This is a genomic window from Sphingomonas profundi (assembly GCF_009739515.1).
GTDB lineage: Bacteria > Pseudomonadota > Alphaproteobacteria > Sphingomonadales > Sphingomonadaceae > Alterirhizorhabdus > Alterirhizorhabdus profundi.
Window position 1 is genome coordinate 3,722,879 of sequence record NZ_CP046535.1, and the last position, 13,414, is coordinate 3,736,292.

Annotated in this window: 10 protein-coding genes; 3 read left to right on the forward strand and 7 right to left on the reverse strand. The window is 69.0% G+C overall.

What is annotated here, in order from left to right; all coding sequences use genetic code 11:
- Positions 1-50: 50 nt before the first annotated feature.
- The 5 genes from GNT64_RS17695 to GNT64_RS17715 all read right to left on the reverse strand — a co-directional run bounded on the left by GNT64_RS17695 (position 51) and on the right by GNT64_RS17715 (position 7,651).
- Complete coding sequence (locus GNT64_RS17695) at positions 51-1,508, reverse strand: aldehyde dehydrogenase family protein (protein ID WP_156680717.1); 1,458 nt, start codon at positions 1,506-1,508, stop codon at positions 51-53.
- A 14-nt stretch (positions 1,509-1,522) separates the two neighbouring features.
- A complete protein-coding gene (locus GNT64_RS17700; protein WP_231639079.1) occupies positions 1,523-3,556 on the reverse strand; it encodes a PQQ-dependent dehydrogenase, methanol/ethanol family in 2,034 nt (677 codons plus the stop codon).
- Positions 3,557-3,665: 109 nt separating this feature from the next.
- Positions 3,666-5,909 (reverse strand): TonB-dependent receptor, encoded by a 2,244-nt coding sequence (locus tag GNT64_RS17705; protein ID WP_156680719.1) that lies wholly within the window; start codon positions 5,907-5,909, stop codon positions 3,666-3,668.
- A gap of 105 nt (positions 5,910-6,014) precedes the next feature.
- The gene (locus GNT64_RS17710) at positions 6,015-6,929 is read right to left on the reverse strand and encodes an alpha/beta hydrolase (RefSeq protein WP_156680720.1); all 915 of its coding nucleotides are present in this window, start codon (positions 6,927-6,929) and stop codon (positions 6,015-6,017) included.
- Positions 6,926-7,651, reverse strand: a complete 726-nt coding sequence (locus tag GNT64_RS17715; RefSeq protein WP_156680721.1) for an alpha/beta fold hydrolase — start codon at positions 7,649-7,651, stop codon at positions 6,926-6,928. The genes GNT64_RS17710 and GNT64_RS17715 overlap by 4 nt, the downstream gene beginning before the upstream one ends.
- 68 nt (positions 7,652-7,719) lie before the next feature.
- On the opposite strand from GNT64_RS17715, the gene GNT64_RS17720 reads away from it, so the two are divergent.
- The gene (locus tag GNT64_RS17720) at positions 7,720-8,070 is read left to right on the forward strand and encodes an NIPSNAP family protein (protein ID WP_197277071.1); all 351 of its coding nucleotides are present in this window, start codon (positions 7,720-7,722) and stop codon (positions 8,068-8,070) included.
- Positions 8,071-8,119: 49 nt separating this feature from the next.
- Positions 8,120-9,430: a homogentisate 1,2-dioxygenase gene (gene hmgA / locus GNT64_RS17725; protein ID WP_156680723.1), complete on the forward strand. Its 1,311-nt coding sequence runs from the start codon at positions 8,120-8,122 to the stop codon at positions 9,428-9,430.
- A gap of 3 nt (positions 9,431-9,433) precedes the next feature.
- On the opposite strand, the gene GNT64_RS17730 is transcribed toward hmgA, so the two are convergent.
- Both GNT64_RS17730 and GNT64_RS17735 read right to left on the reverse strand, forming a co-directional pair.
- Positions 9,434-11,152 carry an N-acyl-D-amino-acid deacylase family protein gene (locus GNT64_RS17730; protein ID WP_156680724.1) on the reverse strand — a complete coding sequence of 573 codons (1,719 nt, stop codon included), beginning with the start codon at positions 11,150-11,152 and terminating at the stop codon, positions 9,434-9,436.
- Between the two features lie 103 nt (positions 11,153-11,255).
- Complete coding sequence (locus GNT64_RS17735) at positions 11,256-12,164, reverse strand: LysR family transcriptional regulator (RefSeq protein ID WP_156680725.1); 909 nt, start codon at positions 12,162-12,164, stop codon at positions 11,256-11,258.
- 117 nt (positions 12,165-12,281) lie between these two features.
- Between GNT64_RS17735 and GNT64_RS17740 the strand changes: the two genes are divergently transcribed.
- Positions 12,282-13,409, forward strand: coding sequence for an amidohydrolase family protein (locus GNT64_RS17740; RefSeq protein WP_156680726.1), 1,128 nt, complete (start codon positions 12,282-12,284; stop codon positions 13,407-13,409).
- Positions 13,410-13,414: the final 5 nt, after the last annotated feature.

Genomic DNA, 13,414 nt, shown 5'->3' on the forward strand with positions numbered 1-13,414 from the left:
TGCTCCGTAGGCCTGTGCGTCCAGTCCGGTCCGCGCGTGTCAGAAGGCGGTCATGTCTCGCGCATCGGCGGCGCGGTCTCCGGAATGCCCGCCTTCGGGATGTAGACCGTCTTGGCCTGCGTGAACTCGATCAGGCCGGCCAGCCCGCCCTCCACGCCGATGCCCGATTGCTTGGCGCCGCCCGCCGGGCTCATCGGCGTCAGCGTGAAGATCTGGTTGATCCACACGGTGCCGCACTCCAGCCGCCCGGCGATCTCGGTGGCGCGCGCGATGTCCCGCGTCCAGATCGAGGCGGTGAGCCCGTAGCTGGTGGCGTTGGCCCGCGCGATCGCCTCCTCGACGTCGTGGAAGCGAAGCATCGGCAGGATCGGGCCGAATGCCTCCTCGGCGACGACGCGGGACTCGTCGGGCGGGTTGTCGACGATGGTGAGCGGCACGAAGAAGCCACCGCCCGCCGGCGCGTCCGCCCCCTTCAGCACGGCAAGGCCGTCGCGTTCGGCCGCATCCAGCAACGCGCGCACGCGGGCGAACTGGCGTTCGTTCTGGATCGGGCCGAACATCGTGCCGGGCTCGGCCCCGTCGCCGAGCTTCGCGCCCCGCGCCATCGCGTGCAGCCGGTCGCGGAGCGCGTCGTAGACGGCATCCTGGACGAACAACCGCTTCGTCGCCGCGCATATCTGCGCCGAATTGTAGAAGGCGCCGAAGAATATCTGCTCGGCTATCGCATCGACATCGACGTCGTCGAGCACGATCGCCGGATCGTTGCCGCCGAGTTCGAGCGTCACGCGCTTCAGGTCGCGCGCGGCGGTCTCCATCACGCGCTTGCCCGTGGCGGTCGAGCCGGTGAAGCTGATCTTGCGGAAGCCGGGATGCGCCGTCATCGCCGGGCCGAGCGCATCGCCGCCCGACACGATGTTGAGCACGCCCAGCGGGAACACGCCGCGCAGCAGCTCCCCCATCTTCAGCGTCGCCAGCGGCGTGAACGGCGACGGCTTGATGACCACGGTATTGCCGGCGATCAGCGGCGGGCCGATCTTCCAGCTGGCCTGCGCGATCGGGAAGTTCCACGGCACGATGCCGCAGACCGCGCCGAGCGGTTCGTGCCGCACCTCGATCCGGCGCTCGGGCGTGTCCTCGATCACGTCGATCGGCAGGCGCAGGTCGGCGCTGGCGCGCAGCCAGTACGCCGCGCCCGCGATCTCCTCGCGCGCGAAGGCGGTCGGCCGGCCCTGCTCGCGCGTGAACAGCACGGCAAGCTCGTCGAGATGCGCCTGAATGATGTCGGCCGCGCGCACGAGGCAGCCGCCGCGCTCCTCCGGCGAGAGCGCCCGCCACGCCGGGAAGGCGGCGTTGGCCGCCGCTACCGCGCGGTCAAGCTGCGCCGCCGTGGCGTCGGGCGCCGTGGCGAAGGCCTGCCCGGTGGCCGGATTGACCACCGGCAGCGTCGCCTCGCCTTTAACGAGTTCGCCGTCGATCAGCATCCGATAGTTCGCCGCGAAATCGATCATGCGCGCATCCCCGTTCACAGGCCCACCCCGGTAGAGGCCGGGCGCGGCTTGACCGGCGCGGTCTCGTCGCGCTTCGCCAGCTGGGCCTGCGCGATCACATAGGCGCGGATCGCGGTCACGCGATCGCGGCTCAGCACCGGCGCGAAGCTCGCCATGCCGTTCTCGGTCAGGGCGCCCTTCAGCAGCACCTCGTACCAGCCGTCATTGCCCAGCAGACCACTGTGGCGCAGGTCGGGCACCACCCCGCCGCTGATCGCATTCACGCCGTGGCAGCGGCTGCAATAGGCGAAATAGTCATGCTCGCCCGAAGCGACCTGCGCGCCGGGCTGCGTCGCCGCCGGCGGATCGAGCGGCGGGAGCGAGACTGCGGGCGCCGGCGGCAGCTTGGCCGCCCCGCCCAGCCTGAAGATCAGCAGGCGGTTCGGGCCGATCGCACCCGCCCGCGCACCGCCGACCATGGCCAGGCTGCCGCCCCATCCCGCCATGACCGCGACATACTGCACGCCGCCGATCGCATAGCTGATCGGCGCGGCGACGATGCCGGTCTGCGCGTCGAACGACCATAGCCGCTTGCCGCTGGCCGCGGCATAGGCCGCGAACTGCCCCTGCGCGTCGCCCTGGAACACCAGGCCGCCGGCCGTGGAAAGAACCCCGCCATTCACCGGAACGGGATGCGGCACGCGCCACCGCTCCTTGCCGGCGATCGGATCCCAGGCGGCGAGCCAACCCTTGGGCTCAAGCCCGGCCGGCGGCGTGACCAGCGCGTAGTCCGCGCCGAGATTGAGCTTCTGCGGGCCGATCGCCTGCTGCTTGGCATCGACATAGGTGACGGGCAGCTGCTGGACGGGGATGTAGACCAGCCCCGTCTTCGGGCTGAACGACATAGGCTGCCAATTGTGCGCGCCCAGACCGCTCGGTGCCGTAAGGAACGGCTTGCCCGTCGCCCAGTAGCGCGCGCCCGGCACTTCGACCGGCCGGCCGGTCTTCAGGTCGACGCCCGTCGCCCAGGTCATCGGCACGAACGGCTTGGCCGAGAGCAGTTCGCCGGTCTTCCGGTCGAGCACGTAGAAGAAGCCGTTCTTCGGCGCCTGCATCAGCACCTGCCGCACCCGTCCGCCGATCGCGAGGTCGGCCAGCACGATGTGCTGCGTCGCCGTGAAATCCCAGCTGTCGCCCGGCGTCGTCTGATAGTGCCAGACATATTCTCCCGTCTCTGGCCTGAGCGCCACGATCGAGGACAGGAACAGGTTGTCGCCGCGCCCGGCGCTGCGGATCGCCTGGTTGTACGGGCCGCCGTTGCCCGTGCCGATGTAGAGCAGATCCAGCTTCGGATCGTAGGCCATCGCATCCCACACGGTGCCGCCGCCGCCGAGCCGCCAGTAGCGATCCCCGAACCACGTGTTGCGCGCATGCGCGGCGAGCGCGTCGTCCGACGCGGCGCCGTCGCGCCGGGCGGGATCGCCGGGCACCGTGTAGAAGCGCCAGGCGAGCGCGCCCGTTTCCGCATCATAGGCGGAGACGTAGCCGCGGACGCCCAGATCGGCCCCGCCATTGCCGATGATGACCTTGCCGCGGATGATGCGCGGCGCACCGGTGATGGTGTACGGCCGGCTCGCGTCGGTGGTCCTGACCTGCCACCGCAACGCGCCCGTCCTCGCGTCGAGCGCGATCAGCCGGCCGTCGAGCGCGCCGACATAGATCCGGCCGCGCCACGCCGCCACGCCCCGGTTGACCGGACCGCAACATGCATTGACCATCGATGTCCTGACGCCGGGATCGTAGCTCCACAGCTCGCGCCCGGTGGTCGCGTCGATCGCCTTCACGATGCTCCAGTCGGTGGCGACGTAGATCACGCCGTCCACCACGAGCGGCGTCGCTTCCTGCCCCATCTGGGTCGGGACGTCGGTGCTCGCCACGAGCCCCAGCCTGCCGACGTTCGTCGCATCGATCGTCGCCAGCGGGCTGAAGCGCTGCTCGTCATAGGTGCGGCCCGTGGTCATCCACTGATCGGGATCGGGCGCGTCGGTTTCCAGCCGCGCCTCGACCACGCCGGCCGGCCCGGTGGGCGTGCCGCCGCCGCTGCCGGCGAGGGCGAGCGCGATCAGCGGCGCGGCGATCCGCTTGGCGATAAGGCTGTTCAGGATCGCTGCGCTCCCGTCAGTATTTCACGTCCAGCGCGACGCCGAACGTGGCGGGGGCCGCCGATGCGTGGGTATCGCCGCCGGAGCTGATGCGGTTGGTATAATATTGCTTGTCGAAGATGTTGCGACCGAAGACGCGCACGCCGAAATGCTCGTTGCTGGACAGCCAGCCCAGCTGGGCGTTGAAGACGCCATATGCCGGCTGCTTCAGGCGTTGCCCGGCCTCATACGGAAATCTGGAGCTGTGGAAGTAATTGCCGGTCGCGGTGAAGCGGCCGACGCTCGTTTCCAGCTCGTACCGCGCGCCGAGCGTGAACGAGAGGGTGGGCGAACGGATCATGCGGAAGCCGCTGGCATCGATCGGGCAGTTGATGTTGCCGCCGGTCCGCGGCCCCGGCAGCAGCGCGGGCGGCGGGCCGCAGGTGGCGGGGATCGCGAAGGTGCCGGGCGCGTTCGGAAAGCGGTCGTAGCGGCCGTGCAGATACTCCGCACCGACGTCGAACTGCAGGCCACGCGTGGGCAGCACGCTGATGTCGGCATCGACGCCCTTCACCGTCGCCTTGGCGGCATTGACCAGCGTGGACGCGGTGAGGCCGGCGGATGAGAGCTGGATGTCCTTGTACTTGTACAGGAATGGCGACACGTTCAGCCGCAGCCGCCGGTCGAGAAATTCGGACTTCACGCCGACCTCGAACGCGTCGAGCACCTCCGGCCGCGCGGCGGGATCGTTGACCGCGAGCAGGTTGAAGATACCGCTCTTGAAGCCGCGATTGTAGCTGGCGAAGACCATGACGTCATCGTTGAAGTGATGGTCGATCGCGGCGCGCCACGTCACCTTGTCGAAGTTGATCTTGTGATCGGGGTTCGGAATGGTCAGCCCGAACACCGGCAGCACCGTCTCGGACGCGACGCGCCGGCGATCGTCGGTGTAGCGCAGTCCGCCCGTCACGTTGGTGCGATCGTCGAGCGGCACCGTCACCTGCGCGTAGCCGGCGAGCGAGCGCGTGCGCTGCCGCGCCGGCAGGTCGACACGCCCGCCGGCGGAGGCCACGGCCGCGCCGACCAGCGTGAAATGCTCCATGTCCGTCTTCGCGTTCAGGTAGAAGCCGCCCACGATCCACGTGATCTTGCTGCCCGGCAGCGACTGGAGCTGAAGCTCCTGCGTGAACTGCTTGTCGTGGACGGTGAAGAAGACGTCCGCGATCGCGGTGGGCCCGCGATCATTGTCGAACTGGTCCTTCAGGTTGCTGAAGCGGTATGCCGTCGTGCTGACCAGCTGGGCGAAGCCGAGATCCTGCTGGATGCGGCCCATGCCGCCGCCGGTGGAATTCTCGTCGAGCGGTTGCAGGCTGAGCTCGACATCGTAGAAGTCGCTCAGCCCACGATTGCCGCCGATGCCGATCGCGCCCTCGTCCACCGCGCCGGCCGAGCTCGAGTCCTTGCGCTTTGAATAGTCGCCGCCCAGCAGGATTTCGGTCGTGTCGGTGAGATTGACCAGCAGCTTGGAGCGGAAGGCATATTCATAGCCTTTGTAAACGTCCTTACCGTTGAAGACGTTCTTGCCCCAGCCATCGCGCTGATCGCTGCCGTAGGCGGATGCGTTGAACGCGATCTTCGAGCTTAGCGGCGCAGTGACATACGCTTCGCCGCCGATCGTGTCGTAGCTGCCATAGTTCACGCTGGCGAAGGCCGACGGCGTGAACGACGGCGTCTTGGTGATGATGTTGATGAGGCCGCCGGTGGCGTTGCGGCCGAACAGCGTGCCTTGCGGCCCCTTCAGCACCTCGATCCGCTCGACATTGGCGAGCGAGGAGAAGGCGGCGGGCAGGCTGGAGATCGGAACGCCGTCGATATAGGTGGCGATGCTGCCCTCGTCGCCGAAGCCGGTATTCTGCGTGCCGACGCCGCGCAGGTAAATCGCCGGACCGATGCCGGAATCGGCGAAGATCAGCCCCGGCGTCACGATCTGCAGGTCGGACGTGTCGACGACGCCCTTCTGCGCCGCGATGTCGCCTGTGATCGCGCTCACGGTAAGCGGCGTGTCCTGCAGCTTCTCGCCGCGCCGCTGGGCCGTGACGACGATATCGGCCAGGCCGGTCTCGGATCCCGCCTCCGCGGTCGCGGGTGGCGCCGCGTCCTGCGCCTGCGCGCTGGGCGCCCCGCCCGACTGGGTCTGCGCCGCGGCGGGCGAAGCCGCCAGCGCGAGCGCGAGCGCGGAACCGCCCGCCAGATGCCACCGCCGACCGACCGAATGCGTCATGCGTTCTCCCCCTGGAAATGCGACGCGGTTCTTCTGCCCGTCACACCGTGTATGCATAAAGTAAGCTACCGTGCGAAGTCAACGGATCCTCGCACATGGTAAGCTTCAGACGTGCGCGGCCACATAGGTTGCGATGTCGTCGAGCGCGGCGGCGCCGCCATCGAACATGCCGACCAGCGTGAGGAAGCCGTGGATCTGGCCGGAATAGCGCCGGCAGATCACCGGCACGCCCGCGCGAAGCAGCGCCGCGCCGTAAGCCTCGCCCTCGTCGCGCAGCACATCGTTCTCCGCCGTCAGCACGAAGGCCGGCGGAAGCCCCGCCAGCGACTCGGCGCGCAGTGGCGACGCGCGCGGATCGTTGCGGGCCGCCGCGTCCGCATAATGCCGCCAGAACCAGGCCATCAGGTCGGGCGTGAGCAGCAGATCCTCGCCGAAGGCGGCGTATGAGGCGGTGTCCATCGCGGCGTCGGTCACGGGGTAAGCGAGGATCTGGAATGTCGGTGCCATCCCCGCGTCACGCGCAAGACGGGCGGCGACGGCGACCAGATTGGCGCCCGCGCTGTCGCCGATCAGCCCGACCGGCGGTTCGCCGCCGAACAGCCGCTGGCGCGCCGCGATCAGCCACGTCAGCGCCGCGACGGTGTCGTCGATCGCCGCCGGGAACGGATGCTCGGGCGCAAGGCGATAGTCGACCGACACGACCGCGCATGCCGTGCGCGCGGCGAGCACGCGGGCGAAACCGTCGCTGTCCTCGACGCTGCCAACCACCCAGCCGCCGCCGTGGCAGTAGAGCAGGCACGCGGCGACATCTCCTTCGGGCACGTAGAGGCGCACCGGCACCGCGAGCCCGGCGGCTTCCGCGACATGATCCTCGACGCGGGCGAGCGGCGGCGCCGCTATCGCGCGGCGCACCAGCCGCATCGCCGCGCGGGCCGCCTCCGGCGTTCCCTCGTTCATCGGCGGCAGCGCGGCTGCCCGCAGCGCGTCGAGGAAGGCGCGCGCCTTCGGCTCCAGGTTCATCGTCCGCTCTCCCCGCGTGCAATCGCCACCAGCAGCGCCGCCGTCTCTGCCGGATGCGAGATCATGCAGTCATGCGCGGCATCGAACGCCACATGCCGCCAGGCCGCATCGGCGCGAAGACGCGCGGCGATCGCGCGGATCGTGGCCAGTGGCGGGTCGCCGGGCAGATCGCGGCACTCGACGTACCAGCGCTCGATCGTTGCCACCGCGCCAGATAGCGACACCTTCTCGGTCACGGTCCGCCGCGGCTGCGCGGTGAGCCGCCGGCGCAGCCACGCGATATCGGCCGGGTCGGTCACGCCGAAATCATAGCCTTCGGGAACGGGCACGTCGGCCGGCACGGCGGCGGCCAGCGCACCGAGTGCCGGATCGAGATCCGCGACGCTCTGCCCGTCATCGGGGACGAGCGCGTCGAGATAGACCAGCCGCGCGACGCGATGGGCGAGGCGATCGGCCGCGCCCGTCACCGCCATGCCGCCATAGCTGTGGCCGACAAGGACAACGCCCGCCAGTTCCTCGCACTCGATGCAGGCGATCACATCCTCGATATGCGTCGCCAGCCCGATCGTGTCGCCGCGCAGGTGCGCGCGCTCGCCAAGCCCGGTCAGCGTGGGGGTGAACACCGCATGGCCCGCGATTGCGAGCAGCGGCCGCACATCGCGCCAGCACCAGCCGCCATGCAGCCCGCCATGCACCAGGACGAAGGGAGACGGTGCGCCCACGCTTTGGCCCTTTCCCCTGCCACGATATGGAATGTATGCATCGAGCGCAACGATGCGCAGGGGGCGGGATGATCCACGAATATCGGACCTATCGGCTGAAGCCCGGTGCGCTCTCCACCTATCTCGCCGCCTTCGAGTCGATCGCGCTGCCGCTGATCCGGCGGCACATGGACCTGATCGGCTTCTGGAGCGCGGATACCGGCCTGCTGAACCGGGTCCATCACCTCTGGGCGTTCGCCGACCACGCGGAACGCGCCACGCGCTTCGCTGCTTTGCGTGCCGAGCCGGACTATCAGCAGCGTTTCCTGCCGGTGGCGCTGCCGCTGATCGAGGACATGACCAGCCAGATCCTGCTGCCCGTATCGTTCGCGGCGGGCCTTCCGCTCGGCGCCATCGAGCCTCGACGCGGTGCCGGCTGATTGATCGTCAGCGGATTGTATGCGATGCGCGGCCTGGGAGGGCCTTCACATGACGACGATCGCCCGCAGCGGCGGCGGCCGTGGCTATCAGACTGGCTTCGGCAACGAACTCGAAAGCGAGGCGCTGGCCGGCGCGTTGCCGATCGGCCAGAACAGCCCGCAACGCCCGCCGTTCGGCCTCGTCAGCGAACTCGTGTCCGGCACCACCTTCTCCGCGCCGCGCGCGCATAACCGCCGCACATACCTCTTCCGCGCGCGCCCATCGGTTATCCACGGCCGCTTCGCGCCGATCGAGCATCCGACCTTGCTCACCCCGCCGCTACCGCTCGGCCCGGATCCCAACCAGATGCGCTGGGATCCGTGGCCGCTGCCCGATGTGCCGACCGACTTCCTCGATGGGCTGACGACGATCTGCGGCAACGGCTCGCCGCAGGAGCAGGCCGGCGCCGCGATCCACCTGTTCCGCGCCAACCGCGCGATGGACGATCGCTATTTCATGAACGCCGATGGCGAGATGCTGTTCGTACCCGATCACGGCCGCATCCGCATCACGACCGAGCTTGGCCGGATGGAGATCGGGCCGTGCGAGCTTGCGATCGTGCCGCGCGGGATCAAGTTCCAGGTCGATCCGATCGGCGACAGCGCACGCGGCTTCGTCTGCGAGAATTTCGGGCTTCCCTTCCGCTTGCCGGATTTGGGATTGATCGGATCGAACGGTCTTGCCAACGCGGCCGACTTCCATGTGCCCGCCGCCGCCTACGAGGTGCGCGAGACCCCCGGCACGCTGGTAGAGAAGTTCGCCGGCAGGCTGTGGCAGGCGCCTTTGGCGCATGTGCCGTTCGATGTCGTCGCGTGGCGCGGCAACTATCTGCCGGCCAGCTTCGACATGCGCCGCTTCGTCGCGATCGGCACGGCCACTGTCGATCACCCCGATCCTTCCGTTTTCTGCGCGTTGACGTCGCCGGGCGATCCGGTGCTCGGCGCGAACGCCGATTTCCTGGTGCTGCCGCCGCGCTGGCTGGTGGCCGAGCACAGCTTCCGCCCGCCCGGCTTCCACCGCAATTGCGTGGCGGAGTTCCTCGCGATCGTCGTCGGGCGGCACGACAGCAAGGCGCACGGGTTCAGCGCGGGCGGCGCCAGCCTGCACAACAGCTGGGCGGCGCACGGCCCCGATGCCGAGACCTATGCGATGGGCCGCGCCGCGCCGGCCGACCCGCGCAAGATCGAGGATGCGCTCGTCTTCATGATCGAGACGCGCCGGCCGATGCAGCTGTCCCGCGCGGCGGCGGAGGCTCCCGGCCTGCAGCGCGATTACCGCGAGTCCTGGCAGCGGGTCGAGCTGAGCTTCCCAGAGGCGTAGGCGTCAGCCGGCCGCCACCGCGGTCGCCGCACGCAGCAGCTTGCCCGGCAACGCGCCGGTGGGCACGCCGTCCTCCAAGATCACCTCGCCGTTGACCACGGTCGCGACCATGCCGGCGCAGGCTTGCACCAGCCTTGGTCCCCCGCCGGGCAGATCGTGCGCGAGGGCCGGGATCTGCGGCAGGAGTCTCTCGAGATCGATCACGTTGATGTCGGCGGCGGCCCCTTCGCGCAGCTGGCCGCGATCGGTGAAGCCCCACGCGCGTGCCGGCGCCAGCGTCACCATCCGCACCGCCTCCTCCAGCCCGAACGCGCCGACCGAGCGGGTCCAGTAGGCCAGAAGGTGCGTCTGGATCGAGCTGTCGCTGATCTGGCTGACATGCGCGCCGCTATCGGAAAAGGTCATGATCGCGTGCGGATGGCGCATCACCTGCATGGCGATCGCGGGAGCGGGCGGATGGAAGAACTGCATGAAGAATATCCTGAGGTCGTGCTCCAGCGCGATCTCGATCATCACCTCGACGGGATGCTGCTTGCGCTCCGCCGCCAGTTCCGCGAGCGACCGGAACGGCGGCAGCGCGCGATCATAGACGAAGATCCGGTCCCACTCGGGCGGGCGCGCGTCGGCGCCGACGGTCCGCTCGAAGCTTGCCGCGTCGATCGCGGCGATCAGGTCGCGCCGCACGGCGGGATCGCGCAGCATGAAGGCCTGCTCGGCAAGCGGCTTCGCGCGCAGCGCCTGCCACGCCGGCAGCCTGTCGAACGGCAGCCGCGTCTCGAACGAGAGGAGGACGGTGATGCCCTTGCTGTGGCTCTGCACGAACACGCGACCGCCGGCGTCGTTCATCGCGCTTACCCGATCGAGCACCTCGGGGATGGTGTCCACGCTGTGGAACGATCCCAGGTGCATGCCGAAGGTGAGCGGCACGCCGGTGCGGATCGTGAGCGCCGCGAGCCGGTCAATCGACTCGGTGCGCGCCGCGGCATCGTTGCTCCGCATCTCGTCCTCCACCGCGAGTTCGAAGATGCCGCTCTTCTCCTCGCCGAGCACGTCGACCAGCGCCTCCACCTCGCTCCACGCCGCGAGTCGCGAGGCGACGGGGCGGTCGTCGGCGGTCTGGTGGTTCTCCGTGCGGGACGTCGTGAAGCCGATCGCGCCGGCCCTGATCGCGGCGCGCAGTTCCTCGCGCATCAGCGCCAGCTCGTCGTCGCTCGCCGTTTCGGTGAAGGCGCGCGTGCCCATCGCCCAGGTGCGCAGGGCCGAGTGGCCGACGTTGACCGCACAGTTGAGCGCCTTGGGGAGCGCATCGACGCGCTCCATATACTCCGTGAAATGCTCCCAGCTCCAGTCGACGCCAAGCTCCATCGCCTCGGCCGAGATGTCCTCCGCGCGCTCCAGGTTGCGTGTCACCATCGCTTTCTCGCCGGGGCGGACCGGCGCGATCGAGAAGCCGCAATTGCCCATGACAACGCTGGTGACGCCGTGCGTCGACGAATTGGTCAGGTACGGATCCCAGTTGAGCTGCGCGTCATAATGGGTGTGGCCGTCGATGAAGCCGGGCGTCACGATCTTGCCGCGCGCGTCGATCTCCCGCGCGCCCGTGCTCGCGCCGACGCGGCCGATGCGGGCGATGCGTCCGCCCTTGATCGCCAGATCGGCGTGGAACGCCGGCAGGCCGGTGCCGTCTATGATCCGGCCGCCGCGGATCACGAGATCATACATGGCATCTCTCCCGTCACGCCGGTTCGCGCCGTATCGCTACGCCTCGGCGCTGCCATAGTCTAAGATCAAGTCTTGCCGCGCGTTATGCCGTCGCGGCATGGCGTCAGTCCGGTCGCCACTGAAACGTCTCGGCGCGTTCGCGCACGATCCGCAGCAGCTCCTCTTCCACCGCGCGGATCGCCGCGCTCGGCTGGCGGCCCAGCTGATGCGCCAGCACCAGCGTGCGCGCGGCGCCTGGCCGTTCGAGCGCGAACACGGCCACGCGCCGGGCCGCCGCCTCGGCCGCGACACCCGAGTAGGTCGTCACGGTGTAACCCTGCCCGGCCTCGACCATCGCCATGATCGCGCCGTGCGACTCCACCTCGGCGACGACGTTCGCCTGCCCTTCGCCGGCGAGCTGCTCCACCAGCAGCCGGTGGCGGTTGGGGCGGCCCGGCAGGATCAGCGGCAACGCGCGCACGAGCGCACCGGAGGCAAGCCCGCGATCGACCGACGCGTCGGCAGCGCCGACCAGCACCAGCGACTCGCTCAGCAGGGGCGCCGTCGCGAGCGGACCCTGGTTGCGATCCTCATAGAGGATGGCGAGATCGAGCTCGCCGGCGAGCAGCCGGGCCTGGAGGGCGAGCCCCGCGCCATCGATGAAATGGGGCCGCAACGCGGGATATTTCGCCCGGAGCGAGGCCGTGAGCGGCGGGATCAGCGGCGCGGCGAGCGACATCGGCATGCCGAGCGCCACCCGCCCGGTGGGGTCCGCCGCGTGCGTCGTCGCCGCGTCGCGCGCACCTTCCACCGCGCGCAGCACCTTGCGCGCCTCGACGAGGAAGGCCTCGCCCGCCGGGGTCGGTGTGACGCCCCAGCCGTGCCGCACGAGCAGGTGCACGCCGAGTTCATCCTCCAGTGCCCGCATCTGGCGCGAGAGCGCGGGCTGCGCGACGCGGATGACGGCGGCCGCATGGGACATGTTCCGCAGCTCGGCGACGCGGACGAAGTTGCTGATCTGGGTGAGCGTCATGCCATGCCTTCAAGTTATGACGGGCTGTCGCTTATTATCTTGGACGCATGGCGTCGCGCGATCTAGCCTGCATTCAAAGGCGTGCGGCAGGCGCCTTCCCGATGACGGAGAGACGCGATGCAAGCCGCCCAGTTCGCCGACATGCGGCCGGTTTCGGCCGACAGCCACGTCACCGAGCCACCCGGCTGCTTTCTCGACCGCATCGATCGCCGCTACGCCGATCGCGCGCCCCGGCTGATCGACGATCCCGCCAAGGGCGCGACCTTCCTGGTCGATGGCCTGGAACCGATCCGCGTCGGCTCGGCGGCGGGCATTTCGGCCGACGATCTCGCCAAGCCGATGGTGCGCACGTTCGACAAGATGCATCGCGGTGGCTGGGACGCGAAGGCCAGGCTTGCCGACATGGACCGCGACGGCGTCCATGCCGAGGTGGTCTATCCGACGGTGGGCATGGTCCTCTATCTGCTAGAGGATCGCGCGTTCATGTCGGCCTGCTTCGATGCCTATAATGGCTGGCTGGAGGGCTATTGCGCCGATGTTCCCGATCGGCTGTTCGGCGTCGGGCAGACGGCCGGCCGCTCGCCCGCCGCGCTGATCCGCGACTTCGAGGATGCCAAGCGGCGCGGCTTCAAGTCGATCATGATGCCGACCGAGCCGGAGATCGCCGACTATGACGATCCGATGTACGACGAGGTTTGGGCGGCGGCGGTGGCGCTGGACCTGCCGCTCTCGTTTCACGTCCTCACGCATACCAGGAAGGGTCAGGTGTTCCACGCCGGCGTGCGCGGCAGCAAGCTGAACAACATCATGAACGTCATCCGCGCGAATCAGGATATTTTGGGCGTGCTGGTGTTCGGTGGCGTGTTCGAACGCCATCCCGCGCTCAAGGTGGTCTTCGTCGAGGGTGACGCGGGCTGGCTGCCGCACTTCATGCACCGTGCGGATCACAGCTATGATCGCTATGCCAAGATGCTGAAATCCACCCCGCTCAGCCGCGCGCCGAGCGATTATATCCGCGCGAACCTGTACTTCACCTTCCAGGACGACAAGGCGGCGTTCCAGGTGTCGCACCTGCTCAACCACAAGCGGCTGCTCTGGGCGACGGACTTTCCGCACACCGATTCGACGTGGCCGCACAGCATGGCGCTGCTGGAAGACTATACGAAGGGGCTTGATCGCGCGGTGATTAAGGACATCGTCCACGACAATGTCGTCGCGCTCTACGATCTGAAGCTGGCGGCGTAAGCGCG

Bases quoted from the DNA above. Each gene is read 5' to 3' on its own strand.
- GNT64_RS17695 (WP_156680717.1), bottom strand. From the start codon at position 1,508: ATGATCGATTTCGCGGCGAACTATCGGATGCTGATCGACGGCGAACTC.
- GNT64_RS17705 (WP_156680719.1), bottom strand. From the start codon at position 5,909: ATGACGCATTCGGTCGGTCGGCGGTGGCATCTGGCGGGCGGTTCCGCG.
- GNT64_RS17710 (WP_156680720.1), bottom strand. From the start codon at position 6,929: ATGAACCTGGAGCCGAAGGCGCGCGCCTTCCTCGACGCGCTGCGGGCA.
- GNT64_RS17720 (WP_197277071.1), top strand. From the start codon at position 7,720: ATGATCCACGAATATCGGACCTATCGGCTGAAGCCCGGTGCGCTCTCC.
- hmgA (WP_156680723.1), top strand. From the start codon at position 8,120: ATGACGACGATCGCCCGCAGCGGCGGCGGCCGTGGCTATCAGACTGGC.
- GNT64_RS17730 (WP_156680724.1), bottom strand. From the start codon at position 11,152: ATGTATGATCTCGTGATCCGCGGCGGCCGGATCATAGACGGCACCGGC.
- GNT64_RS17735 (WP_156680725.1), bottom strand. From the start codon at position 12,164: ATGACGCTCACCCAGATCAGCAACTTCGTCCGCGTCGCCGAGCTGCGG.
- GNT64_RS17740 (WP_156680726.1), top strand. From the start codon at position 12,282: ATGCAAGCCGCCCAGTTCGCCGACATGCGGCCGGTTTCGGCCGACAGC.